Source organism: Nocardioides jensenii JCM 1364 = NBRC 14755 (assembly GCF_001552535.1).
Classification (GTDB): Bacteria; Actinomycetota; Actinomycetes; order Propionibacteriales; family Nocardioidaceae; genus Nocardioides; species Nocardioides jensenii.
Genome location: NZ_BCRJ01000030.1, coordinates 1 through 23,904, shown reverse-complemented (window position 1 = coordinate 23,904; position 23,904 = coordinate 1). Strand labels below are relative to the sequence as shown.

The window sequence follows — 23,904 nt, the reverse complement described above, 5'->3', positions numbered from 1 at the left end:
ATGGACCTGGATCTCACCCCCGACCAGATCGCGTTCCGCGACGAGGCCCGAGCCTGGCTGGCCGCGAACGTGCCGACCGAGCCGCTCCCGTCGATGGACACCGCCGAGGGCTGGACCGCGCACCAGGCATGGGAGGCGAGGCTGGCCGAGAGTCGATGGTCGGTCGTGTCGTGGCCCAAGGCCTACCACGGACGCGAGGCGTCCCTGGTCGAGTGGGTGATCTTCGAGGAGGAGTACTACCGCGCCGGCGCCCCCGGACGGGTCTCCCAGAACGGCATCTTCCTGCTCGCCCCGATCATCTTCGACCACGGCACCGCCGAGCAGCAGGACCGGTTCCTGCCCACGATGGCGACCGGCGAGAAGGTCTGGGCCCAGGCCTGGTCCGAGCCCGAGGCCGGCTCCGACCTCGCCTCGCTGCGCTCCACCGCCACCCGGGACGACGCCCGTGGCGGGTGGCTCTTGAACGGGCAGAAGACGTGGTCCTCGCGGGCGTCGTACGCGCACTGGGGCTTCGGGCTGTTCCGCTCCGATCCCACCGCCGAGCGACACCGCGGGCTGACCTACTTCCTGTTCCCCCTCGACACCGCGGGCATCACGGTGCGCCCGATCGCCCAGCTCGACGGTGAGCCCGGCTTCGCGGAGATCTTCTTCGAGGACGTCTTCGTGCCCGACGCCGACGTGCTCGGCGCCCCCGGCGACGGCTGGCGGGTGGCGATGAGCACCGCCGGCAACGAGCGTGGCCTGTCCCTGCGGTCCCCCGGCCGCTTCACCGCGGCCGCCGACCGCCTGCTGGCGTTGTACGCCGAACGCCCCGACCCGCGTCTCGCGGACCGGGTGGTGGATGCCTGGACCAAGGCGGAGGCCTACCGGCTCTACACGTGGGGCACGGTCACTCGCCTGGCCGACGGCGGCGACATGGGTGCGGCCGGCTCGGTGAACAAGGTGTGGTGGAGCGAGCTCGACGTCGCCCTGCACGAGACCGCTCTCGACCTGCTCGGCCCGGAGTCAGAGGTCACCTCGACCTGGACGGACGGCTACCTCTTCTCGCTCTCGGGTCCGATCTACGCCGGCACCAACGAGATCCAGCGCAACATCGTGGCCGAGCGCATCCTCGGTCTGCCCAGGGAACCGAAGGGAGCACGGTCATGAGGTTCACCGCGACAGCAGAGCAGGCGTCCTTCGCCGAGTCCCTCGACAAGCTGCTCGGGGCCTCCGACCCGGTGGCCGTGGCGCGGTCGTGGGCCGCGGGCGACACCGGACCGGGTCTGGCCCTGTGGGCCAGGCTCGCCGAGCAGGGCGTCAACGCGCTCGTGATCCCCGAGTCCGCGGGCGGCATGGGCGCGTCGCCGGTCGAGCTGACGATCGCCTTCGAGGCACTGGGCCGCCACGGTGTGCCCGGCCCGTGGGTGGAGTCGGCCGCGTTCCTCCCCGGCCTGGTCGAGGACCCGGCCCTGCTGGAGCGCCTGGCCGAGGGGGCGGTGGCCACGGTTGCCGCTCCGCCACGCACGCCCTACGCACTGGACGGCGAGGTCGCGGAGATCGTGCTGTTCCTCGACGGCGACACGTTGAGCGAAGCCGTCGTGCAGGGCGGCCTCACCTCGGTCGACGCCACTCGCCGCTTGGCGACAGTCGCGCCGGGTGCCACTCTCACGACCACGACCACGCCGATCCGGGCCCACGACCTGGCCGCCCTGGCCACTGCCGCGCAGCTGCTCGGAGCCGGTGAGCGGCTGCTGGCCGACTCGGTCACCTACGTGAAGCAGCGCCGACAGTTCGGCCGCGAGATCGGCTCCTACCAGGCGATCAAGCACCAGCTGGCCGACGTACGCATCGCACTCGACTTCGCCCGTCCACTGGTCCAGGGCGCCGGCCTCGACCCGACGTCCCGCGCGGTGTCAGCGGCCAAGGTGAGCGCGGCGGAGGCGGCCCACCTCGCCTCGCGGGTGGGCCTGCAGGTCCATGGCGCGATCGGCTACACCCAGGAGTTCGACCTCAGCATCTGGATCACGAAGGTGCGGGCGCTGGTCGCGGCCTGGGGAACCCCTGCCGACCACCGGGCGCGACTCCTGCGCGAGTTGGTGAGCTGATGCACTTCGGCCTCTCCGAGGACCAACAGGACCTCCACGAGCTGATCCGCGGACTGCTGACCCGGCACGCCGACAGCCAGGCGGTGCGCGCCGCGATCGACTCCGAGCCCGGGTACGACGTACGCCTCTGGTCGCTCCTGTGCGAGCAGGTCGGAGCCGCCGCACTTCCCGTTCCCGAGGAGTACGACGGCGTCGGTGCCACGTTGTTCGAGTCGGCGGTGGTGCTCGAGGAGCTCGGTCGCTCGCTGGCCCCTTCTCCGCTGCTGGCGACCACGATCGCGTGTGCGGCCATCCGGCTGCTCGGCACCGAGGAGCAGAAGAGCGCCTGGCTACCGCGGGTCGCGGCCGGTGAGATCGCCACCGTGGTGCTCGACCCGACGTTGGTGCTCGATGCGGCCGGTGCCGATCTGGTGCTCGCCGTCGATGACGGCCTGGTGGAGGTGCCGGCGCCGGCGACGTCGGCGGTCACGGTCGACCAGACACTGCGACTCGCCGCTGTCCGCGCGCCGGCCGCTCCGGCGGGTCCGATCCGCGACGTGGCCGCGGCACTGGCGACCGCACTGGCCGTGGGGGCGATGCAACGCGGACTCGACATGACCATGGCCTACACGAAGGAACGGGAGCAGTTCGGGCGCCCGATCGGGTCGTTCCAGGCGCTCAAGCACCGGATGGCCGACATGCTGGTGCTCGTGGAGACCTCGCGTTCGGCCTCGTGGGCGGCGACGGCAGCGGCTGCGGCCTACCTCGAGACACCCGGTGACGAGGCTGCCGCGACGCTCGCCGAGCGCGCGGCCGTGGCCCAGTCATGGTGCTCGGATGCGCTCGACAAGGTCGCCGGCGAGACGGTCCAGCTGCACGGGGGCGTGGCCATCACCTGGGAGCACGACGCGCACCTGGTCTTCAAGCGCGCGCACGCGCTGAGTCAGCTCTTCGGCCGCGCTCACGAGCACCGGGCGGCGCTGGCTCTCTGAGTCGGTGCCACCGGCTCAGCAGTCCGCTAGGCGGCCTCACTCTTGCGGGGGCGTCCCCGCCCACGCTTGCTGGCCACGATCACTCCGTCGACGACGATCTGCCCACCCCACACCCCGTACGGCTCGGAGCGCTCGAGCGCTCCGGCCAGACAGTCCGCGGCCAGGGGGCACGCGGCGCAGAGCTCACGCGCCTTGGCGAGGGCGGCAGGGTGCTCGGCGAAGAACAGTTCCGGCGACTGGGTGCAGGGTGGCGACGTCACGCTCTCGAGCGTGGCCTCCTGAGGTAGGGCACCGCATCGGGAAGATGCCTTAGTCGAACCCTGAGATGAGCGACTGTCTCGCGTGGGATTGGTCATACCGACCGGGTCGGCAGCCCTGCTAGGTTCGCCGGTGAATCCCGGCATGCCGTCCCTGTGGGCGTGCCGGCAGACCTGAGGAGCAGATCGTTGCGTACCGCCAAGGACTTCTTCGCCCCACTCGCCGTCGGTGCGCCCGCGCCGTTGCGTGAGATGCCGGCCCGCCCGTCGAGGGCGATCCACTTCTTCGACCCCGGCAACGAGAAGATGGCGGCGAAGGTGCCCGCCATGGTCGGCACCACCGACGTCCTCCTCGGGAACCTCGAGGACGCGGTCAAGGCCGAGAACAAGGAGAAGGCCCGCAACGGCCTCGTGAAGATCGGCCAGGAGGTTGCCAATCTTGGTTCAGCCAGTGGGCCGACCCAGTTCTGGACCCGGATCAACTCCCTCGACTCCCCCTGGGTGCTCGACGACCTGACCACCCTGGTCCCGGCGATCGGCGACAAGCTCGACGTGATCATGGTCCCGAAGGTGCAGGGCGCCGAGGACATCCACTACATCGACCGGATCCTGGCCCAGCTCGAGGCCAAGGCCGGCATCACCAAGCCACTCCAGGTGCACGCGATCCTCGAGACGGCACGCGGGGTCGCCAACATCGAGGAGATCTGCGCCGCCTCGCCGCGCATGCAGGGCCTCTCGCTCGGCCCGGCCGACCTCGCCGCGGACCGGCGCATGAAGACCACCCGCGTCGGCGGCGGCCACCCCGGCTACCTCGTCCGCGAGGACGCACCCCGTGACGCCGAGGGCAACAGCCAGATCGACGCCCCGCGTGCGATCTTCCAGCAGGACCTCTGGCACTACACGATCTCGCGCATGGTCGACGCCTGCGCGATGCACGGAATCTTCCCGTACTACGGACCTTTCGGGGACATCGCCGACGTCGTCGGCTGCGAGGACCAGTTCCGCAACGCCTTCCTGCTCGGCTGCGTCGGCGCCTGGTCGCTGCACCCCAAGCAGATCGCGATCGCCAACAAGGTCTTCTCCCCCAGCGTCGAAGACGTCACCCACGCACGTCGCGTCATCGCGGCCATGGGCGACGGCACCGGTGCGGTGATGCTCGACGGCAAGATGGAGGACGACGCCTCCGTGAAGCAGTGCAAGGTGATGGTCGCCCTGGCCGAGGAGCTGGCCGCCATCGACCCCGAGCTGAAGAAGCAGTACGACGCGATCTCCGTGGAGGCCTGAGATGCCCGAGACCAGCTCCGCGTTCACTCCGCTCCGTTCCGTCCTCTACATGCCCAGCTCCAACGAGCGGGCTCTCGAGAAGGCCAAGTCGATCGCCTGCGACGGCCTGATCCTCGACCTCGAGGACGCGGTGGCCCCCGACGCCAAGCCGACCGCCCGCGAGACGGCCGCAGCCGCCGCCTCGAGCGGTGACTACGGTCGTCGTACGGTCACCATCCGGGTCAACGGCATCGGCACCGAGTGGCACGACGCCGACATCGTCGCCGCCTCGCAGGCCGGCCCGGCCGCGATCGTCGTGCCCAAGGTCAACTCGGCCGACGAGGTGAAGCAACTGGTCGCCGCGATGGAGAAGGCGGGCGCACCCGAGCACACGAAGCTGTGGGCGATGGTCGAGACACCCATCGCGATCCTCGACGCGCTCTCGATCGCGCGTGCCTCCGAGCGACTCGGCGCGTTCGTGCTCGGCACCAACGACCTGGTCAAGGAGCTGTACGCCGAGCACGTCCCCGGCCGCGCACCGATCCTGCCCAGCCTGCACACCGCTCTGCTCGCCGGCCGCGCCGCCGGCATCGCGGTCATCGACGGCGTCTACAACGACGTCAAGAACATCGACGGCTTCCTCGCCGAGTGCGACCAGGGTCGCCAGATGGGCTTCGACGGGAAGACGCTGATCCACCCCGGCCAGGTCGAGGGCGCCAACACAGCCTTCGCGCCCAGCGAGGCCGCGGTCGAGGACGCACGGGGCCTGATCCAGGCCTTCGAGGACGGCAAGGGCTCGGGCGTGGTGACCTACAACGGCAAGATGGTCGAGAACCTGCACGTCGAGTCCGCGCAGCGCACCCTCTCGATCGCCGAGGCGATCACCGCGCTCGACGCCTGAGCACGTCGCTCAGGCCTTGAAGGCCGGCTTCTCCTTGGCCAGGAACGCGCGCACGCCCTCGGCGAAGTCACTGCCGGTGTAGACCTCTCGGAGCACGTCGTCGTCATCCGACGGCGCTGCTTCGAGGGTCTCGGCGCGTGCGGTCAGCTGGGCCTTCGTGGTGCGCAGGGTGACCCCCGACGCCTTGCGGATACCGTCGACCAGGCTGGCCAGCTCGGTGTCGAGGTCCTCGGTGACTGCCATCAGTGCACCAACGGCGTAGGCCCGCTCGGCGTCGACGAGGCGCGAGGCCAGCAGCATCTCGCGGGTCAGCGACTCCCCGAAGACCGACGAGCACCGGTAGACGATCGGCGCCGACAGTGCGTTGCCGAGCGTGCGTGCGATCGGGTAGCCGAAGCGTGAGCCCGGCGTCGCGATGCGCAGGTCGCAGTGTGTGGCCACGGCGAGACCGCCGCCGACGCACACGCCCTCGACCGCAGCCACGGTGACCTGCGGTAGCTCGAAGAGCGACTGCAGCAGCTCACGGATCCACGTCTCGTAGGCCACTGCGTCGGCGTTGACGAAGTCTGAGATCTCGTTCCCGGCCGCGAACGCACGGCCACCGGCACCGCGGAGCACGAGCACCTTCACCGAGGCGTCCTCGCGCAGCTCCGCGCAGAGGTCGCGCAGGCCGGCGTACATGGCCTGGGTGAAGGCGTTGTGGCGCTCGGGCCGGTTGAAGGTGACGGTGACGATGTCGTCACCACGGCTGATCAGGAGGTCTTCACGCACGCAGTGCAGAGTACGGCGCTGCGCGGGCGTCGTACGTCGTGGGTCAGGACGGCGAGACAGTCAGAGCGGCCGACCGGTCGCCTTGTAGGGCAGCAACGCGGTGCTGTCGAACGGATCGGGGCCTGCTCCTGGCTCCGCGGCCCTGCCCGGCTCACTGCGGAGCACGCCGCGTACGCCGGCGGCCACCATCGGCGCCAGCTCGTCGATCGACATCGACGCGATCGGCTCCACCTCCAGCACGTAGCGCAACATGGCCATCCCCATCAGCTGGGAGCCGATCAGCTCCATGCGCGAGGTGGAGATCTGCACCCGTCGTCGGCGGCCGACCAGGCCGGACATCCGGTTGTTCAGGAAGCTGTAGAACCGTTGCGCGGACCCGGCGTCGGACACACTCGCCTGCACCATGCGCAGCATCCGGTCGCGGGTGACGGAGTTCTCGCACAGGCGGAGGAATCGACGCGCCAGGCGGTCGGAGAAGTCCGCACCGGGATCCGCGCGCTCCCGGCCGACTCCGTGGTCGAGCGCGTCGCCCAGCTCGTCGAGGTCGGCCTCCGGGTCGCTCACACGGGCATCCTTCCATCCACCCGGTTCACGTGACGGTGCGGTAGGCGCCCTGGAAGTAGAGCAGTGGATCCGGCGAGTCCCCGGTCGGATCAACCGTGAAGTCCATGTCCTGGACCCGCCCGACCACGATGTAGTGGTCACCCGCCTCGTGCACGGCGTGGATGGTGCAGTCGACGTAGCCCACGATGCCGTCGAACAGTGGTGCGCCGGTCTTCGAGGGAGACCAGGCGAGACCGGCGAACTTGTCGACACCGCGGCTGGCCATGGTGTTGGAGAGGTCGGCCTGGCCGTCGGCGAGGAAGTTCACGCAGAAGTGCCCGGAGCGCTGGATCATCGGCCAGGCGCGGGAGGTCTTCGCCGGGATGAACGTGACCAGGGGCGGGTCGAGGGACACCGACGAGAACGACTGGCAGGTCATCCCGACCGGCTCGTCACCGGACATCGAGGTGACCACGGTGACGCCACTGGCATAGCGACCGAGGACGTCGCGGAAGCGGCGCGCCGCCGCCTGGGCAGCCGCCGTGTCGGCGATGTCGGTGTCCTCGCCCGGACGGAACTCGAAGTTGAAGTTGCCGAGGAAGGACTCGATCAGGGTCTGGGGCGGCCAGGACTCGCGCGCGTCATCACGCATCCCCGAGGGGATCTCTCGATCGGTCATGACACCCATTGTCCCGTCAGGCTCCGCCACCGAAGTCGTGACCCCAGTAGGACACGGCCGTCGACTCCCGCGCGACCCAGCGCGCATCATCGACCTGCAGCCCCTCGGTGCCGAACTCGACATCGAACCCGCCGGGCGACCTCACGTAGAAGGACACCATCTCGTCGTTCATGTGGCGCCCGAGCGTGGCCGACAACGGAGCCTTGTTCTTGCGCACCCGCTCGAGGGCGCGGCCGACATCGTCGAGCTTCTCCACCTCGAGCATGATGTGCACGCACCTGGCCGGATTCGGCATGGGCAGGAAGGCCAGCGAGTGGTGACGCGGGTTGACGCCGAGGAACCGCAGCCAGACCTTGGAGCCCGGCTCCTTGCCGACGAACTCGCCGGGCATGCTCATCGAGTCACGGAGCCGGAAGCCCAGAACCTCCGTGTAGAAGCGCAGCGCTTCCACGTCGTCGGTGACCGGGACGACAATGTGGCCCATCCCCTGGTCACCGGTGACGAAGCTGGCGGCGTACGGCGTCACGACGGGGCGCGCCTCGTAGGTGATGCCGTGGAAGAGCTCGAAGACGTTGTCCCAGGGGTCCTGGAAGCGCACCAGCTCCTGGACGCGTCGCTCGGCCAGCTCCTCCGGGGTGCCTTCCTCGAACGCGACGCCGGCTTCGCGCAGGTGGTCACGGGCGGCCTGCAGGGCCCGGTGGTCGGCCACCTCCCAGCCAGTGGCCTCGAGCCGGTCGACGTCGGAGGGAAACACGACCAGGCGGGCGGAGACCTCGTCGATGCGGAAGTAGAGGTTGTCCGGGGCGGGGCCGCGCCCCTCGGCCAGGCCGAGGACCTTCGACCCGAAGTGCCGCCACTGGTCGAGGTGGGTGGAGGCCACGCGCACGTAGCCCATGGACCTGATGTCGATCGTCATTTGGCCCTCTCCACATGGTTGTCCAGGAACTGGGTGGTCACCTGGCGGAACTCCTCGGCAGCCTCGATCTGGGCCCAGTGGCCGCAGTTCGGGAACACGTGCAGCTGTGCCTTCGGGATCAGCTTCAGGGCAACCAGTGCACCGTCGAGCGGATTCACCCTGTCCTCGCGACCCCACGTGAGCAGCGTGTGCTGGCGCAGCCTGTGGGCCTCGCGCCAGAGCATGCCGTCCTCGAAGGTGTCGGGGTTCCAGAACGAGGCGCCCATCGAGGCCATCGCCTCGCGGGAACCGGGAGCGGTCGCGTCGGCGAAGCGCTCCTCGACCAGTTCGTCGGTGACCAGTGACTGGTTGACCACCATGGTCGAGATGAAGGCCCTCAGCGCCTCACGACTCGGATTGGCACCGAACTCCATGAGCCGCCTGACCCCCTCGGTCGGGTCGGCGTGGAAGAGATTCAAGGACAGGCCGCCCGGGCCCATCAGCACCAGGCGCGCCACGCGCCTGGGGTGCTCGAGGGCAAGGCGCATGGCGGTACCGCCGCCGAGGCTGTTGCCAAGCAGGTGCACGCGGTCGAGGCCCAGCTGGTCGAGCAGGCCGATGACGTACTTCGCCGCGAAACGGTAGTAGTTGCCCTCCACCGGCGGTTTGTCAGAGCCACCGAACCCCGGCTGGTCGATGAGGATCGTGCGGAAGTCCTGGGCGAAGCCAGGAAGGGCCGCGCCGAAGTTCGACCATGCGGATGCGCCGGGGCCGCCACCATGGAGCATCACCAACGGCAGCCTGCTCCCCCGGTCTCGCGACGGTTGCTGCGCAACCTCCTCGTCCGACGGGGAGCTGTCGTAGTAGCTGATCGTGATCCCGTCGACCGTGGCGGTGCGGCGCACGTCGTCCTGTGCCAGCGTCACGTCAGTACATCCCCGGGTCGATCTTGTGGCCGAACTCGAGGTCGCCGAACATCTTCAGGGCGCGCTCGGGGTCGTTGGCCGCGTGCACCCGGCCGGCGTGCGCGTCACGCCAGGCCCGTTGCAGGTACGTTCCCTCGGCCAGCGCACGACCACCCGAGGCCTCGAACAGCGCGTCGATCGCGTCGATCGCGCGCTGGGTGCCGAGCACCTGGTCGCGGCGTACCTTCAGCCGCAGCTGGAGCGGGATCTTCTCGGCCTTCGCGACGTGGGCCTGCTCCTCACGGATGTTGTTCATCAGCAGCGCCCAGGCCGCGTCGATCTCGGAGCCCGCCTTCGCGATACGCACCGCGGCGAACGGGTCCGAGGACGCCTTCTCACCGAGGTACGCCGCGCGTACCCGCTTCTGTTGCATGTCCACGTGCTCGGCGTAGGCACCGGTGGCGATGCCGACGATCGGGCTGCTGATGGTGGTGGTGAACAGAGAGTGGAACGGCAGTTTGTAGAGGTCGGCGATGTTCTGCTCCTGACCGGGCCCGAAGCAACGGCCGGTGTCGCTCATCGAGAGCGTGAACGCGGCCGGGACGAAGACGTCGTCGACCACGATGTCGTTCGATCCGGTGCCACGCAGGCCGACCACGTTCCAGACGTCGAGGATCTCGTAGTCGTCGCGTGGCACCAGGAAGGTCTTGAAGTCGACCACGTTCCCGTCCTCGTTGAACACGAGTCCACCCAGCAGCACCCAGCTGGCGTGCCCCGAACCACTGGAGAACGACCACTTGCCGGACAGGGTGTAGCCGCCGTCGCTCAGCGTCGCCTTTCCGGTCGGAGCGTAGGAGGATGACAGGCGCGTTGCGGTGTCGGAGCCCCACACGGCCTGTTGTGCCTCGTCGGGGAACAACGCAACCTGCCAGGGGTGGACGCCCAGCACCGAGGAGATCCAGCCCGTCGACCCGTCGGCGGAGGCGATCTCCTTGACCGCGGTGAAGAAGTCGACCGGATCGCTCTCGAGACCGTCGAAGCGCTGCGGCTGGAGCATCCGGAAGAACCCGGTCTCCTCCAGGGCCTTGACCGACGCGTCAGGGACCTGGCGCAGCTTCTCGGCCTCGTCGGCGCGCTCCCGGAAGGTGGGGAGCAGGTCGCGAACCGCCTCGAGGACGTGCTTCGACATGTCGTGTTCTCCTGGCTTGGTGGGATCTCCCGACCAATACTAGAACACGTTCTTGTTTTCTGCGAGGACCCGACGCGCCACCACGCTCCTCAGCGGTTGGCGTCCTGCTTCGCCTTCAGCTGCAGGGCGATGTCGATGAGCTGGTCCTCCTGGCCGCCGATCAGCTTGCGCTGCCCGGCCTCGAGCAGGATCTGGGCGCCGGAGACGCCGTACCGCTCGGCCGCATTGCCGGCGTGCTTGAGGAAACTGGAGTAGACGCCGGCATAGCCCATCATCAGCGTCATCCGGTTCAGCGTGCACTCCTCCGGCATGGCGGGGCGTACGACGTCCTCGGCGGCATCGACGACCTGCAGGAAGTCGACACCGGTCTTCCAGCCGAGCTTGTCGGCGACGCCGATGAACGCCTCCAACGGCGTGTTGCCCGCACCCGCGCCGAACCGCCGCACGGAGCCGTCGATCTGGGTGGCCCCGGCCCTGGCCGCGATCACCGTGTTCGCGACGCCGAGGCCGAGGTTCTCGTGGCCGTGGAAGCCCACCGTCGCCTCGCCGCCGATCTCGGCGACCACGGCGGCGACCCGGTCACCGACGCCCTCCATGATCAACGCCCCCGCGGAGTCGACGACATAGACGCACTGACAACCCGCGTCGACCATGATCCGGGCCTGCCTGGCCAAGACCTCGGGCGGTTGGGTGTGGCTCATCATCAGGAATCCGACGGTCTCCAGGCCGCGCTCACGCGCCAACGCGAAGTGCTGCCCGGACGTGTCGGCCTCGGTGCAGTGGGTGGCGATGCGGCAGATCTGGCCACCGTTGTCCTGAGCCGCCCGGATGTCGTCCTTGGTGCCGACCCCGGGAAGCATCAGGAAGGCGATCTTGGCCCGTCGGGCGGTCTCCGAGGCGAGCTTGATCAGCTCCTGCTCGGGAGTCCTGGAGAACCCGTAGTTGAACGAGGAGCCGCCGAGCCCGTCGCCGTGGGTGACCTCGATGACCGGGATCCCGGCGCCGTCGAGTGCGGCCACGATGTCGCGCACCTCCTGCGGCACGAACTGGTGGCGCTTGTGATGGGATCCGTCACGCAGGCAGGTGTCGGTCAGCCGCAGGTCGAGGCCCACGGTCTGCTCGGTGACCTGCTCGGCCGTGGCCAGGTCCGCCCAGCGACGGGCCAGCTGGTTGGTCTCGGGGGTGGTCAGGAAGGCCATGTCAGGCACCCCTCTGCGCGATGATCGAACGCGCGATGTTCTCACCGACGCGGGCGGCGGCTGCGGTCATGATGTCGAGGTTGCCGGCGTAGGGCGGCAGGAAGTCGCCGGCCCCCTCGACCTCGACGAAGATGCTGACCTTGGTCTGGCCCTGGGTCGCCTCCGACGCGTCGTCGAACTGCGGCTCCTGGAGCAGCCGGTAGCCCGGGACGTATTCCTGCACGGCACGCTCCATCTCGTGCACGGAGGCGGCGATCGCGTCGCGGTCGGCGTCGGGGGCGACGGCGCAGAAGATGGTGTCGCGCATGATCATCGGCGGCTCGGCCGGGTTCAGGATGATGATCGCCTTGCCTCGTGCGGCCCCACCGATCGACTCCACGCCCGCGCTCGTCGTACGGGTGAACTCGTCGATGTTGGCGCGGGTGCCCGGGCCGGCCGAGGCGCTGGAGACCGACGCCACGATCTCGGCGTACGACACCGCACTGGCGCGGGAGACGGCGGCCACCATCGGAATGGTGGCCTGTCCCCCGCAGGTGATCATGTTGACGTTCCAGGCGTCGACGTGCTCCTCGCCGTTGACCGGCGGGATCACCGCGGGCCCGACCGCGGCCGGGGTCAGGTCGATGGCCCGGATGCCCGCCTCCCGGTAGCGCGGCGCGTACTCCCGGTGCACATAGGCGCTGGTGGCCTCGAAGATCAGGTCGGGCAGCTCGTCCTGCTTGAGCAGCCAGTCGACGCCCTCGTGGGAGGCCTCGAGACCCTTGCCGGCGGCCAGCTTGAGGCCCTCCGAGGTCGGGTCGACGCCGATCATCCACCGTGGCTCGATGCTTCCGCCGTTCTCGGCACTGCGCAGCAGCTTGTAGAGCAGGTCGGTGCCGATGTTGCCCGGTCCGACGATCGCGGCGGTCAGCCTGGTCATGGGTCTCTCCTCAGTCGGTGAAGGTCAGTCGAACGCTGCCGAGGCCGTCGAAGACCGCCTCGAAGTCGTCTCCGGGGTGGACGTCGATCGCGCGGTGCACGCTTCCCGGCAGAATGACGTGACCCGCCTCGAGCGTGACCCCGAACGAGCCGACCTTGTTGGCCAGCCAGGCGACCGCGGTGACGGGGTTGCCCAGCACTGCGTCGGATCGCCCTTCTGCCACCTGGTCACCGTTGCACAGCAGGCGCGCCTCGATGGCGCGCAGGTCCAGGTCAGTGGGACGAACCCGTTCGTCGCCCAGGACGTAGCCGGCACTCGAGGCGTTGTCGGCGATCGTGTCGGCGATCGTGATGTCCCAGTCGACGATGCGCGAGTCGATCAGCTCGATCGCCGGGGCGACGTGCTCCGTGGCGTCGATGACGTCGTCCTCGGTGCAGCCTTCGGTGGGCAGGGCGGCGCCGAGGATGAAGCCGACCTCGACCTCCACCCGTGGAGTGCAGTAGTCACTGACTCGCACCGGGACCCCCGAACGGACCTGCATGTCCGAGAGCAGGTGGCCGTAGTCGGGCTCGTCGACACCCATCATCTCCTGCATCGCCTTCGACGAGAGTCCGACCTTGTGGCCGTTGACCGAGACGCCGCGCGCCAAGCGCCGGCGGATGTTGATCAACTGGATCTCATAGGCGTCGACCACGTCGATCTCGGGCCAGGTCTGACGCAGCGGCGCGATAGCGACGCGGCTCCGTTCGGCGTCGGCCAGCGCCGCGGCGACTTCGGCCCTCAGGGTGTCGGAGAACATGACCCCCATGGTAGAACCTGTTACAGTTTTTGCGGAAGTGGGTGCCCGTTCAGCGGGACTTAGCAGCGGAGGAACGTTGTCGAAGACCGAGTACGACGTCATCGTCGTCGGCACCGGCGGAGGCGGGTTCACCGCAGCGCTGGCAGCACATGAACGCGGCCTGGACACTCTCGTGATCGAGAGCACCGACGGCTTCGGAGGGTCCACGGCCCGCTCCGGCGGCGGCGTGTGGATCCCCAACAACTATGCGCTCCAGAAGGCCGGGCAGGTCCAGCCCGACACCGAGGTCAAGCGCTACCTCTACTCGATCATCGGTGACGACGTCCCACGCGATCGCATCGATGCGTTCGTCGAGAACGGCCCGGCCGCGCTGCAGTTCGTGCGCGACCACTCGGCCGCGGACTTCACCTGGGTGCCCCAGTACAGCGACTACTACCCCGAGGCCCCCGGCGGCCAGGCCAACGGTCGCAGCGTCGAGCCCAAGCCGATCAACGGTCATGTCATCGGCGCCGAGCTGGACCGGCTGACGAAGTCCTACACCAAGGCGCCCGCCGGCATGGTCGTCACGCAGGCCGACTTCCGCAAGATCTCGTTGGGTCTGCGCACGATCGGCGGCCCGCTCACGATGATCAAGGTCTTCCTGACCCGCATGCTGACCATGGCACTCGGCAAGCGGATGTACGGCATGGGCATGGCGATGATGATCGGGATGCGCAAGGGCCTGATCGACCGTGACATCCCGGTCTGGTACGAGACGCCGCTGACCGACCTCGAGGTCGAGGACGGCCGGGTCACCGGGGTCGTGGTGACCCGCAACGGGACCGAGCAGGTGCTCACCGCGCGCCGCGGGGTGATCCTGGCCTGCGGCGGGTTCGAGCACAACGCCGAGATGCGCCAGAAGCACCAGCGCTCCCCCATCGGCTCTGACTGGACCACCGGCGCGGCCGGCAACACCGGCGCCGGCATCCTGGCCGGCGAGAAGATCGGCGCCGAGCTGGCGCTCATGGACGACGCCTGGTGGGGCCCGTCGATCCCGCTGCCCAGCGGACCGTGGTTCTGCCTGGCCGAGCGCAACCTGCCCGGCTCGATCATCGTGAACCAGGCCGGCAACCGCTACGCCAACGAGGCCGCGCCCTACGTCGACGCGGTGCACGCGATGTATGACTCCGCCGAGGCGACCGGAGTCGAGCACGTCCCGAGCTGGATGATCATCGACCAGCGCTACCGCAACCGCTACCTGTTCGCCGGGCTCGGCCCGCGCCAGCCCTTCCCCGGCCGTTGGCTCAAGTCCGGGGTGATCGTGAAGGCCGGTTCGTTGGCCGGCCTGGCCGAGAAGATCGGGGTTCCCGCCGATGCGCTCACCGACACGGTCTCGACCTTCAACGGCTACGCCCGAACCGGGAAGGACCTCGACTTCGGCCGCGGCGACTCGGCCTACGACCGCTACTACGGCGACCCACGAGTCACTCCCAACCCGTCGCTGGGCGTGATCGGCGAGGGGCCCTTCTACGCCGTGAAGGTGGTCCCCGGCGACCTCGGCACCAAGGGCGGCATCGTCACCGACGCGAAAGCGCGCGCCCTGCGTCCCGACGGCTCCGTCATCGACGGCCTCTACGCCACCGGCAACGTCTCGTCGGCCGTGATGGGTCACACCTACGCCGGGGCCGGCGCGACCATCGGGCCGGCGATCACCTTCGGGTGGATCGCCGCCAACGACATTGCCGACTCCACCGGCGCTGACTCCCGTTGAGCGAGAGATCACCCCGCACTCCACCCCTGCACTGAGAAGGTAGGCACATGCCCATCGACACCACGGTCGCCGTCGGCGCCGCACTCCCCGACCGCACGTTCTCGTGGACCGAGTCCGACGTGCTGCTCTATCACCTCGGCATCGGTGCCGGCTCCCGCACGGGTGACAACGTCGACGCCGGCGCCCTGCGCTACACGCTCGACGACGACCAGCTGCAGGTGCTGCCGTCGTTCGGTGTCGTGGCGCCCACGTTCCACGAGACCACGCAGCCCTCGCTCGATCTGCCCGGGTGCGACATCGACCTGCAGATGGTGCTGCACGGTTCGCAGGAGGTCGTCGTACATGCGCCCATCCCGGCCTCTGGCACGGCCACGCTGAAGACGACGATCTCCGACGTCTGGGACAAGGGCAAGGCCGCCGTCATCGTGCAGTTGGGCGAGGCCTTCGGCGTGGACGGCGAGCATCTCTGGACCGTCCGCTCCTCCATCTTCGTGCGCAACGAAGGAGGTTGGGGCGGTGACCGTGGCCCCTCAACCAAGGTCGAGCTCCCCGAGCGCGAGGCCGACGCCGAGGCGTCGTACGCCGTCACTCCCCACCAGGCACTGCTCTACCGCCTCTGTGGCGACCGCAACCCCTTGCATGCTGACCCGGCGTTCGCCAAGGGCGCAGGGTTCCCCGCGCCGATCCTGCACGGGCTGTGCTCCTACGGCATCGTGCTGCGCGAGGTCACCGACCTGCTGTTGGACGGCGACGCCGCTCGTGTCGGCGGCTTCTCGGCGCGCTTCGCCGGTGTCGTCTTCCCGGGCGAGACGGTCCGCGTGCAGGCCTGGGACGAGGGTGACCGGGTGGTCATCAGTGCGACGATCGCCAGCGAGCACGAGCAGCGCGACGGGTCCCCCGTGCTGGCCGACTGCGTGCTCACCAAAGCCTGACTTGGGCGCTGCGTCGAGAATCGTTCGGCTGGACGAGCTGGTGCACAAACCTGAGGCGGTCGACCAGATGGCGCTGCCACAGGAGTTCTTTCGCTGCTGTCTCACAAGTTGAGATTCGAGGGCGTTCTGGCGGCCTCACTGTCGGTGGCCACGGCTTGACTTGAGCACATGACCACAACGGCTGCTCCTCTCGTCGAACAGGTCGCCCCGGGCGTCCTGCGGGTGAGTGAGCATGCCGCGCCTCCGAAGCTCGAGCGCATGGTTCACGACCTCGCCGAGCTCGACGGCGCCCCGCAGTTGACTGCCCCGGGCAACGACGTCGCGCGCGTCGAGCAGCTCCGTGCGCTCGAGAGGTTGAAGGCGGCCACCGCCGCGGCTCAGGCCCGCATCACCAGTGTGTTCGAGCAGTCGCAGCTCCAGCGCCAGCAAGATGCAGCCCACGAAGCCAGAGACGCCGGTCTGGAGGCGAAGGCCGACCGGCTCGAGCGCGACCTGGGTCGCGGCATCGGCGACCAGGTCGCTCTGGCCCGCGGCACCTCCACGTCACTGGGTGCCCGTCACCTCTCGTTCGCCCGCGCCATGGCCTGCTGACGCGCGGGCAGATCAGTGAGTGGACCGCGAGCGTGCTCACCAACGAGACCGCGATCCTCACTGTCGAGGACCGCAAGACCGTCGATGCCCGGCTCTGCGCCACGGCCGTCGACACCAGGACAGGAGAGATCCAGGAGCCCAAGGCGCTCGGCCTCACGCCACGCCAGGTGGGCAACCGGGCACGCGCCATCGCGAATGAACTCGACGCAGAGGCCGCCGTACGCCGAGTCGCCAAAGCTGCCGCCCAGCGACGCGTGACGATCCGGCCGACGCCCAACACCATGACCTGTGTGACCGGCCTGCTGCCGGTGGCCCAGGGAGTGTCCGTCTTCGCCAATCTGAAGGCCTCGGCGGAGGCGATCAAGGCCAAGGGCGACCTGCGCTCCGTGAGCCAGCTGATGGCGGATCTGTTCGTCGAGCGGCTGACCGGTCAGACCAAGGCCGAGCTCGTCCCGGTGGAGGTCGGCCTCGTGATGACACCCGACACGCTGCTCGGCTTCTCGGACCGCTCGGCACGCATGGGCGACGGCACGCCGGTGCCCGCACAGAGCGCACGCGACCTGGCCAACCAGCCCGACGCACCGGTGTGGCTGCGGCGCATCTTCACCGATCCGGTCACGGGCGTCGCCACCGACCGGGATCCGTAGCGACGGTGGCACTCAGAGACCGACAAGGCGTTCATCCGCGGCCGTGACCAGACCTGTCGCATGCAAGGGTGTGAACGGCCCATTGACGACATCGACCATCCCGAGCGTCACGCCAACGGCGGCGAAAGCACCCGCGCCAACGGGCAGGGGGTCTGTGAAGGCCACAACCTGACCAAGGAGGCGCCCGGATGGCGCACCCGCGTGAGCGATCCCCGACCGGGCCGACACGAGGTGGAGACGGTCACCCCCACCGGCGACGTCCATCGGTCCCAGGCCCCACCCGCGCTGCCTCCGCCGGCCTGAACCCGCCTGATCCACAGAATCAGGCAGAGACCCGTCGGAGGTAGATCGACCCTGGCTCGTGCTCCTCCCGCAGATTCGGACACGCTGCCTGGAAGTCACCGAAGTGGTGATGCCTGAGGTGGTTCGCTGCCGCCACGATCGACCAATCGTGATTGTGCGAGAGGAACGCCTCGAGCAGGTACTGCTCGTTCCACAGCCGCTGCACGTCGATCACCCACTCCTCCGGGTAGTCGCGCGGTGTGAAGATGTCGTGCACGTGCACCGTGACGCCCTGGCGCAACGACGGCAGCAGTTCGAGGAACTCGAACAGCACGTCACCTTGTGGCCGGATGATGTGCGACGAGTCGATGAAGAGCAGGTCGCCTTCATCGAGTGCTGCGAAGAACTCGGCGCCGAGCTTCTCCGCCCGCTCCCGCACGATGCGGATGCCGGTGCGCTCCAACCAATCGGCCTCATAGGGCTCGACGCACAGATGCTCGCAGCTGTAGCCGTCATCTTCACGTTGGTTGGCGACGATGGCCTTGCGGGCCACCAGCGTGGAGTGTCCGCTGCCTATCTCATAGATCCGGGCGGGTCGCCCTGCGCGGATCACGCTGTAGAGAAGCTCGGCGTCACCCTGTTCGAACATCCGGTTCCCGAACTGATAACCGAGCGGGGTTCCAGGTGGATCTTCGAGGTCGAGGAGCTCGTCGGCGTACTTCAACGACCGGATGAAGTCGACTTGACCCGACTCGTTGAGATTGATGCCAGGCAGGGGACGCTCCTCGTCCAACGGCCGCTCCAGCATCGCGCGTTCCACCCACGGTTCGTAGTAGTGGTTGCGGACTGGCAGCACACCGACTCGCCGCAAGGTGGCGTGGGCCATCGGGAGTCGGTGGAGGCCAGCGCGCCGGACCAGCTTCAGCAATGCCGCCGCGGGGACGAGTGGAATGACCAGAAGCCAGTCGGCCACTCGGAGCAGCCGCAGGAGCAACGACACCACGATCACCCAATCAGTGGGTGTGAGACGTCCTCGGACGTGGGCGTCCCGGTCGCACCACTGTGCCGTGTGACGGGTTCATCGGCATGCAAGAACAGCCACTATACCCAATCTTTCACACCACTCAGCACAGGCCTGAGAACAGAGCAGCGAGTGGCGGCGGCACCCGATCGAGGTCGAGCGCGCCCACCAGCAGGCCGCCGTACCGGATCTTACGGCCGGACTTCGTGCCCATGAACCGTCGCAGTTGCTGGGTCATGGGGTGGCCGAGCCTGTCCGGTTGTGCCAGGAATCGTTGCCATGAGCGGGTCTCGGCCTCAGCCTCGATGATCGCCTCGACCGCCGGCACACCGAGGGCACGCACGAGCTCGTCCTCGAGGTCGACCACACAGCAGTGGAAGCCGAGGGCGGCGATCTCCTGTCGACCCAGTCCACGGCCTGATGCGTTGCCCAGCCCGACACGCTCGAGCCCGCGACGGAAGTATCCCTCCTCGGCCTCGTCGTAGAGGCCGTGCAGCTCGAGATCGAGCCCGTCCGGGCCGTACCGGACGAGGGCGTGCCCGATGTTGGTCGCCCCGCCCATCGCCACCACCTCGACGCCGTTGAGCTCGCGGCCGAGCCGAGCCGCCAGGGCGAGTACGGCGTTGCGGTCGCTCTCGCCCTCGACCAGGACCACCGCGCGGCTCATGGAGCCAGCCTGTCACGACCGACCATCAGAGCTCGCGCACGAATCGGTCGCCGGCAGGCACTCGGCGGAATCAGGCGTGGAGCGCCTCTTCCTCGTCCGGGTCCTGCGTGTCGACGTGAAACGCCTATCCCTGCGGGAGTCCGCCGGGGATCGGGGCCTGCGGGTCGTACGGCGCCCGCGTGAAGATGAAGGTGGCCAGGTTCAGGTGGTTGACGGACCCGTCGTCGTTGCGCACCACCCGCAGCGTCTCCCCCAGCTGGTAGCCGGCAGTTCCAACCAGCTCGCCGTCGCGCAGGCGATAGCGGTAGCCGACGACGCCGTCCTTGCGCACCACGAGTTCGTCGCCCTCCCACGAGAACACGAACATGGTCGGGCCCCAGTGCCAGACGCCCAGCACGTCCCGGACGGAGTCGGGCACGCCGGTCGACGGGCGCCACGGCGTCGGCAGCGTCGGCTCGCTCGCCTCGAGCTCCTCCAACAGGGCCGTGGCGAGGCCGGTCGCCGGCAGCCCGGTCATGGCGTTCGCGAATGCCACCACCCCGGTGCGACGGAGCCGGTCGACGAAGCACGTGGCCACGAAGCCCGGCATCGATCCGGTGTGACCGACCAGCGTTCCGGAGCCGCCCCGATGCATCTGGAACCCGAGGCCATGCCCAGAGGCGAGCCCGGAGGACAGTGCCCCCGACTGCGGGATGTACGCCGTCTCGAGCCACTCCCTCGAGAGGACCTCGGGGTGGCCGTTCAGCAGGAACGTGCAGTACGTCGCCAGGTCGGTGACCGTGCTCCACAGCTGGCCGGCCGGTGCCATCGCGCCGGTGTCGGGGTGTGGCTCGTCAGTCGCCTCGCCGGAGAACGAATTGATGCTGGTGCCCTGGGCGTGCACACCCTCGGCCTGGTACGACGTCCGCGGCATGCCCAGGGGTGTGAGGATGCGCGTCTGGACGTTGGCCCACCACGTGTCGCCACGCAGGCGAGCCACGATCTCTCCGAGCAGCCCGTAGGCCAGATTGGTGTAGTGGAACTGCTCCCCGGCCGGGAGCACCGCGTCGCTGCCGTCGTTGGCGGCCGCCAGGTCGTCGAAGGTGAGGCCGGGCGAGCGCTCCCACCAGGAGCCGTTCGGCTCGGCCTGCATCCCCGAATTGTGTGCGAGCAGGCTGCGGATCGTGCGGTCGGCATACCCGATGTCGCCGAGGACGGAGCCGACGGTGTCCTCGAGTGCGAGGGCGCCCTCATCGACGAGCTGCAGAATCAGCACAGCCGTCAGCGTCTTGGTGATCGAGCCGATCTTGTACTGCGTGTCGGCCGGGTCACCGGGCACCTCACCGAAGCCGTCGCACCAGACCAGATCGCCGTCACGGACCAGGCCGGCCACGATCGAGGGCACCCTGCCGCTGACCTGGGTGCGCGCGATGGTGGCGAGCAGCCGTCGGGCGGTGAGCGGCTCGACCGGGCTCGCTGGGCCCACGGGCAGAGTCACGCGTCGTCCTCGGCGAATGCCTCGGGCGGCGGGCAGGCGCAGACGAGGTTGCGGTCGCCGTACGCCTGGTCGATGCGGGCCACCGGCGGCCAGTACTTGTCCGGGTCGGGCCCGGCCGGGAAGACCGCCTGCTCACGGGTGTAGGCCCGGTCCCAGTCGCCGACCAGGGCCCGTGAGGTGTGCGGAGCACCGCGCAGCGGCGAGGACTCGGGGGTCCACTCCCCTGCCTGCACCGTGGCGATCTCTTCGCGGATGGCGATCATCGCGTCGCAGAACCGGTCGATCTCGGCCAGGTCCTCTGACTCGGTGGGCTCGACCATCAGCGTGCCGGCCACGGGGAACGACATCGTCGGGGCGTGGAACCCGTAGTCGACCAGCCGCTTGGCGACATCATCAACGGTCACGCCGCTCTCCTTGGTGAGGCCGCGCAGGTCGAGGATGCACTCGTGGGCCACCAGCCCGCCGTGGCCCTTGTAGAGCACCGGGTAGTGCGCACCGAGACGGGCGGCGATGTAGTTGGCGGACAGGACCGCGACCGCGGTCGCGCGGGTCAGCCCCGCGCCACCCATCAGGCGGATGTAGGCCCACGAGATCGGCAGGATGCCCGCCGAACCGTACGGCGCCGCGCTGATCGGGCCGATGCCCGATCGCATCGACTCGACGGGGTGCTGTCCGTGCGAGGGCAGATAAGGGGCCAGGTGCGCGCGTACGGCGACCGGCCCGACGCCGGGGCCGCCGCCCCCGTGAGGGATGCAGAACGTCTTGTGCAGATTGAGGTGCGACACGTCGCCGCCGAACTCGCCCGGCTTGGCGTAGCCGAGGAGCGCGTTGAGGTTGGCGCCGTCGACGTAGACCTGACCCCCGTGGTCGTGCACGATCTTGGTCAGGTCGGTGATCGAGTCCTCGTAGGCGCCGTGCGTGGACGGGTAGGTGACCATGATCGCGGCCAGGTCGTCGGCGTGCTGCTCGCACTTGGCCCGCAGGTCGTCGAGATCGATTGAGCCGTCGTCGGCCGCCTTCACCACGACGACCCGCATGCCGGCCATCACCGCGGACGCAGCGTTGGTGCCGTGAGCCGACGACGGGATCAGGCAGATCTCGCGCTGGCCCTGACCGTTGCTCCGGTGGTAGCCGCGGATCGCGAGCAGCCCGGCCAGCTCGCCCTGGGAGCCGGCGTTCGGCTGGATGGAGACCCGGTCGTAGCCAGTGACCTCGGCCAGCCAGCCCTCGAGGTCGGTGATCAGCCGCTGGTAGCCCGACGCGTCGGCCGCGGGCGCGAACGGGTGCAGGTCGGCGAAGCCGGGGAGGCTGATCGGCTCCATCTCGGTGGTCGCGTTGAGCTTCATCGTGCAAGAGCCCAGAGGGATCATGCCGCGGTCGAGGGCGTAGTCACGCGCGGAGAGCCGGCGCAGGTAGCGCAGCATCGCGGTCTCGCTGTGATGGCTGTTGAACACCACGTGCTCGAGGTAGGTCGTCTCCCGGACCAGGGCCGTGGGGAGGGCATCGTCGGTCGTCCCGTCGACCGAGTGGATGTCGGCGGTGACGCCGAATGCCTTGAGCAGACTGGTGATCGTGGACCGCGTGGTGGTCTCGGACGTGGACAGACCGACCAGGTCGTCATCGATGTGACGCAGGTGCAGGCCCAGGGAGCGGCCGGCGGCGACCACCTCGGCCGCGCGGCCGGGGACCCGCACCGTGAGGGTGTCGAAGAACTCGCGGTGCACCACGTCGAGGCCGCCGGCGACGAGCACCTCGGCCAGCACAGCGGCGTAGCGGTGGGTGCGGGTAGCGATCGCCTTCAGGCCGGCCGGGCCGTGGTAGACGGCGTACATCGCAGCGGTGACGGCCAACAGGACCTGGGCGGTGCAGATGTTCGAGGTCGCCTTGTCACGGCGGATGTGCTGCTCGCGGGTCTGCAGGGCCAGGCGGTACGCCGGACGCCCCTCGGCGTCGACCGAGACGCCCACCAGACGCCCGGGCAGGTGGCGCTCCAGCCCGGCCTTGACCGCCATGAAGCCGGCATGCGGACCGCCGTAGAACAACGGCACCCCGAAGCGCTGGGAGGATCCGACGACGACGTCGGCGCCCAGCTCTCCCGGTGCCTCCAGGAGGGTGAGGGCGAGCAGGTCGGCGGCCACGACAGCGAGGCCGTTGCGGGCGTGGGTCTCCTCGATGACCGCGCGCGGGTCGAGGATGCGTCCGGACGCACCGGGATACTGCACGAGCACGCCGCACAGGTCACCATCGGGCAGGCCGTCAGAGAGGTCGGCCACGACGACCTCGATGGCCATCGCCTCAGCACGGGTCCTGACCACCTCGATGGTCTGCGGCAGGGCGTCGGCGTCAATGACGAAGGGGCCGCTCGCCCTCTTGTCGGCACGGCGGACCAGAGTCATCGCCTCGGCCGCCGCGGTGCCCTCGTCGAGGAGGGAGGAATTGGCGGTGGGCAGGCCGGTCAGATCGCCCACCATGGTCTGGAAGTTGATCAGCGCCTCGAGACGACCTTGGGAGATCTCCGGCTGGTAGGGCGTGTAGGCGGTGTACCAGCTAGGGTCCTCGAGCACGTTGCGGCGAACGACCGCCGGGGTCAGGGTGCCGTGGTAGCCCAGCCCGATCAACGACTCCGCCGGCCGGTTGCTGGCCGCCAGTTCACGCAGCTCCTTGGCGACGGCCGACTCGGTCGCGGCGGTCGGGAGCTCGAGCTCCGCGGCGCTGCGGATCCCGCCGGGGACCGCAGCACTCATCAGCTCGTCGAGGCCGGCGTAGCCGAGGCGGGCGAGCATCGTCTCGATCTCGTCGGCCTGCGGGCCGATGTGGCGCTCGGTGAACGGCAGCGCGTTGTCGAGATCGGCGAGCGTCTGGCGGTCTGACACGTGGACTCCAAGTGGCTGGCAGGGGGAATGCGGTCGCACACCCCACCTCCCCCTCTGTCATCGCGCGCAGGCTGCACGCGCCACTCCAGAGTTGCCAGCCCGCACGGTCCTTGGCGCCTGAGAGGTTCCGGGGAGGGGTTGCCCCTTCGGCGCTCCACGATCGCGAGCAGCGACCGAGAAGACTCTCCCGTGCGGGATTGTCAGCGCGGCAAACCTATCACCGGCGCGACGGATCCCGGCCTTGGCAGTCACCCTCCGGACGCAGTCCGGCCCGCCACATCGAGTG

The 23,904-nt window shown here is 69.2% G+C and carries 23 protein-coding genes and 1 riboswitch; of the genes, 9 read left to right on the top strand and 14 right to left on the bottom strand.

The window, feature by feature from the left end:
• From NJ4_RS08530 to NJ4_RS08520, 3 genes are read left to right on the top strand one after another with little or no spacing between them, the layout of a single operon-like run.
• A complete protein-coding gene (locus NJ4_RS08530; RefSeq protein WP_067433045.1) occupies nt 1-1,149 on the top strand; it encodes an acyl-CoA dehydrogenase family protein in 1,149 nt (382 codons plus the stop codon).
• Nucleotides 1,146-2,087, top strand: a complete 942-nt coding sequence (locus NJ4_RS08525) for an acyl-CoA dehydrogenase (protein ID WP_067433042.1) — start codon at nt 1,146-1,148, stop codon at nt 2,085-2,087. The genes NJ4_RS08530 and NJ4_RS08525 overlap by 4 nt, the downstream gene beginning before the upstream one ends.
• Entirely contained in the window at nt 2,087-3,058 is a 972-nt protein-coding gene (locus tag NJ4_RS08520) for an acyl-CoA dehydrogenase family protein (protein ID WP_067433039.1), read from the top strand. Before NJ4_RS08525 ends, NJ4_RS08520 begins: the two co-directional genes overlap by 1 nt.
• 26 nt (nt 3,059-3,084) lie before the next feature.
• On the opposite strand, the gene NJ4_RS26605 is transcribed toward NJ4_RS08520, so the two are convergent.
• The gene (locus tag NJ4_RS26605; protein WP_067433036.1) at nt 3,085-3,318 is read right to left on the bottom strand and encodes a WhiB family transcriptional regulator; all 234 of its coding nucleotides are present in this window, start codon (nt 3,316-3,318) and stop codon (nt 3,085-3,087) included.
• A 186-nt stretch (nt 3,319-3,504) separates the two neighbouring features.
• Here NJ4_RS26605 and NJ4_RS08510 point away from each other — a divergent pair, with 186 nt between their 5' ends.
• The gene (locus NJ4_RS08510; protein WP_067433170.1) at nt 3,505-4,599 is read left to right on the top strand and encodes an HpcH/HpaI aldolase/citrate lyase family protein; all 1,095 of its coding nucleotides are present in this window, start codon (nt 3,505-3,507) and stop codon (nt 4,597-4,599) included.
• Between the two features lies 1 nt (nt 4,600).
• Complete coding sequence (locus NJ4_RS08505; RefSeq protein WP_067433033.1) at nt 4,601-5,479, top strand: HpcH/HpaI aldolase/citrate lyase family protein; 879 nt, start codon at nt 4,601-4,603, stop codon at nt 5,477-5,479.
• Nucleotides 5,480-5,488: 9 nt separating this feature from the next.
• On the opposite strand, the gene NJ4_RS08500 is transcribed toward NJ4_RS08505, so the two are convergent.
• The 9 genes from NJ4_RS08500 to NJ4_RS08460 all read right to left on the bottom strand — a co-directional run bounded on the left by NJ4_RS08500 (nt 5,489) and on the right by NJ4_RS08460 (nt 13,378).
• On the bottom strand, nt 5,489-6,250 hold the full coding sequence (locus NJ4_RS08500) for an enoyl-CoA hydratase-related protein (protein ID WP_067433028.1): 762 nt from the start codon (nt 6,248-6,250) through the stop codon (nt 5,489-5,491).
• Between the two features lie 60 nt (nt 6,251-6,310).
• Complete coding sequence (locus NJ4_RS08495; RefSeq protein ID WP_067433025.1) at nt 6,311-6,814, bottom strand: TetR/AcrR family transcriptional regulator; 504 nt, start codon at nt 6,812-6,814, stop codon at nt 6,311-6,313.
• A gap of 25 nt (nt 6,815-6,839) precedes the next feature.
• On the bottom strand, nt 6,840-7,472 hold the full coding sequence (locus NJ4_RS08490) for a flavin reductase family protein (protein ID WP_245644509.1): 633 nt from the start codon (nt 7,470-7,472) through the stop codon (nt 6,840-6,842).
• Between the two features lie 16 nt (nt 7,473-7,488).
• Entirely contained in the window at nt 7,489-8,388 is a 900-nt protein-coding gene (gene hsaC, locus NJ4_RS08485) for an iron-dependent extradiol dioxygenase HsaC (protein WP_157550953.1), read from the bottom strand.
• On the bottom strand, nt 8,385-9,293 hold the full coding sequence (hsaD, locus tag NJ4_RS08480; protein WP_067433022.1) for a 4,5:9,10-diseco-3-hydroxy-5,9,17-trioxoandrosta-1(10),2-diene-4-oate hydrolase: 909 nt from the start codon (nt 9,291-9,293) through the stop codon (nt 8,385-8,387). The genes hsaC and hsaD overlap by 4 nt, the downstream gene beginning before the upstream one ends.
• Nucleotide 9,294: 1 nt before the next feature.
• Nucleotides 9,295-10,461, bottom strand: a complete 1,167-nt coding sequence (hsaA, locus tag NJ4_RS08475; protein WP_067433020.1) for a 3-hydroxy-9,10-secoandrosta-1,3,5(10)-triene-9,17-dione monooxygenase oxygenase subunit — start codon at nt 10,459-10,461, stop codon at nt 9,295-9,297.
• Between the two features lie 89 nt (nt 10,462-10,550).
• On the bottom strand, nt 10,551-11,660 hold the full coding sequence (gene dmpG, locus NJ4_RS08470) for a 4-hydroxy-2-oxovalerate aldolase (protein WP_082748303.1): 1,110 nt from the start codon (nt 11,658-11,660) through the stop codon (nt 10,551-10,553).
• Between the two features lies 1 nt (nt 11,661).
• A complete protein-coding gene (locus tag NJ4_RS08465; RefSeq protein WP_067433017.1) occupies nt 11,662-12,579 on the bottom strand; it encodes an acetaldehyde dehydrogenase (acetylating) in 918 nt (305 codons plus the stop codon).
• Between the two features lie 10 nt (nt 12,580-12,589).
• Nucleotides 12,590-13,378 carry a 2-keto-4-pentenoate hydratase gene (locus tag NJ4_RS08460; protein ID WP_067433016.1) on the bottom strand — a complete coding sequence of 263 codons (789 nt, stop codon included), beginning with the start codon at nt 13,376-13,378 and terminating at the stop codon, nt 12,590-12,592.
• Nucleotides 13,379-13,454: 76 nt separating this feature from the next.
• Between NJ4_RS08460 and kstD the strand changes: the two genes are divergently transcribed.
• The 4 genes from kstD to NJ4_RS08440 all read left to right on the top strand — a co-directional run bounded on the left by kstD (nt 13,455) and on the right by NJ4_RS08440 (nt 17,298).
• The gene (gene kstD, locus NJ4_RS08455; protein ID WP_067433014.1) at nt 13,455-15,128 is read left to right on the top strand and encodes a 3-oxosteroid 1-dehydrogenase; all 1,674 of its coding nucleotides are present in this window, start codon (nt 13,455-13,457) and stop codon (nt 15,126-15,128) included.
• 47 nt (nt 15,129-15,175) lie between these two features.
• Nucleotides 15,176-16,060 (top strand): MaoC/PaaZ C-terminal domain-containing protein, encoded by an 885-nt coding sequence (locus NJ4_RS08450; protein ID WP_067433012.1) that lies wholly within the window; start codon nt 15,176-15,178, stop codon nt 16,058-16,060.
• Nucleotides 16,061-16,228: 168 nt separating this feature from the next.
• Nucleotides 16,229-16,651: a hypothetical protein gene (locus NJ4_RS08445; RefSeq protein ID WP_067433010.1), complete on the top strand. Its 423-nt coding sequence runs from the start codon at nt 16,229-16,231 to the stop codon at nt 16,649-16,651.
• Between the two features lie 32 nt (nt 16,652-16,683).
• On the top strand, nt 16,684-17,298 hold the full coding sequence (locus tag NJ4_RS08440) for a DUF222 domain-containing protein (RefSeq protein WP_067433007.1): 615 nt from the start codon (nt 16,684-16,686) through the stop codon (nt 17,296-17,298).
• Between the two features lie 322 nt (nt 17,299-17,620).
• Here NJ4_RS08440 and NJ4_RS08430 read toward each other — a convergent pair whose 3' ends face one another.
• The 4 genes from NJ4_RS08430 to gcvP form a co-directional block, all read right to left on the bottom strand.
• Entirely contained in the window at nt 17,621-18,580 is a 960-nt protein-coding gene (locus tag NJ4_RS08430) for a class I SAM-dependent methyltransferase (RefSeq protein WP_217996803.1), read from the bottom strand.
• A 124-nt stretch (nt 18,581-18,704) separates the two neighbouring features.
• Nucleotides 18,705-19,268 carry a TOPRIM nucleotidyl transferase/hydrolase domain-containing protein gene (locus tag NJ4_RS08425; protein WP_067432999.1) on the bottom strand — a complete coding sequence of 188 codons (564 nt, stop codon included), beginning with the start codon at nt 19,266-19,268 and terminating at the stop codon, nt 18,705-18,707.
• A gap of 124 nt (nt 19,269-19,392) precedes the next feature.
• Nucleotides 19,393-20,745: a serine hydrolase domain-containing protein gene (locus NJ4_RS08420; protein WP_067432997.1), complete on the bottom strand. Its 1,353-nt coding sequence runs from the start codon at nt 20,743-20,745 to the stop codon at nt 19,393-19,395.
• The gene (gcvP, locus tag NJ4_RS08415; protein ID WP_067432996.1) at nt 20,742-23,618 is read right to left on the bottom strand and encodes an aminomethyl-transferring glycine dehydrogenase; all 2,877 of its coding nucleotides are present in this window, start codon (nt 23,616-23,618) and stop codon (nt 20,742-20,744) included. The genes NJ4_RS08420 and gcvP overlap by 4 nt, the downstream gene beginning before the upstream one ends.
• Nucleotides 23,619-23,712: 94 nt before the next feature.
• Nucleotides 23,713-23,818, bottom strand: a riboswitch (glycine riboswitch).
• Nucleotides 23,819-23,904: the final 86 nt, after the last annotated feature.

Coding starts and splice junctions, on each gene's coding strand:
- NJ4_RS08530 (WP_067433045.1), top strand. CDS start 1: ATGGACCTGGATCTCACCCCCGACCAGATCGCGTTCCGCGACGAGGCC.
- NJ4_RS08525 (WP_067433042.1), top strand. CDS start 1,146: ATGAGGTTCACCGCGACAGCAGAGCAGGCGTCCTTCGCCGAGTCCCTC.
- NJ4_RS08520 (WP_067433039.1), top strand. CDS start 2,087: ATGCACTTCGGCCTCTCCGAGGACCAACAGGACCTCCACGAGCTGATC.
- NJ4_RS08505 (WP_067433033.1), top strand. CDS start 4,601: ATGCCCGAGACCAGCTCCGCGTTCACTCCGCTCCGTTCCGTCCTCTAC.
- NJ4_RS08490 (WP_245644509.1), bottom strand. CDS start 7,472: ATGACCGATCGAGAGATCCCCTCGGGGATGCGTGATGACGCGCGCGAG.
- hsaC (WP_157550953.1), bottom strand. CDS start 8,388: ATGACGATCGACATCAGGTCCATGGGCTACGTGCGCGTGGCCTCCACC.
- hsaA (WP_067433020.1), bottom strand. CDS start 10,461: ATGTCGAAGCACGTCCTCGAGGCGGTTCGCGACCTGCTCCCCACCTTC.
- dmpG (WP_082748303.1), bottom strand. CDS start 11,660: ATGGCCTTCCTGACCACCCCCGAGACCAACCAGCTGGCCCGTCGCTGG.
- NJ4_RS08465 (WP_067433017.1), bottom strand. CDS start 12,579: ATGACCAGGCTGACCGCCGCGATCGTCGGACCGGGCAACATCGGCACC.
- NJ4_RS08460 (WP_067433016.1), bottom strand. CDS start 13,378: ATGTTCTCCGACACCCTGAGGGCCGAAGTCGCCGCGGCGCTGGCCGAC.
- NJ4_RS08450 (WP_067433012.1), top strand. CDS start 15,176: ATGCCCATCGACACCACGGTCGCCGTCGGCGCCGCACTCCCCGACCGC.
- NJ4_RS08445 (WP_067433010.1), top strand. CDS start 16,229: ATGACCACAACGGCTGCTCCTCTCGTCGAACAGGTCGCCCCGGGCGTC.
- NJ4_RS08425 (WP_067432999.1), bottom strand. CDS start 19,268: ATGAGCCGCGCGGTGGTCCTGGTCGAGGGCGAGAGCGACCGCAACGCC.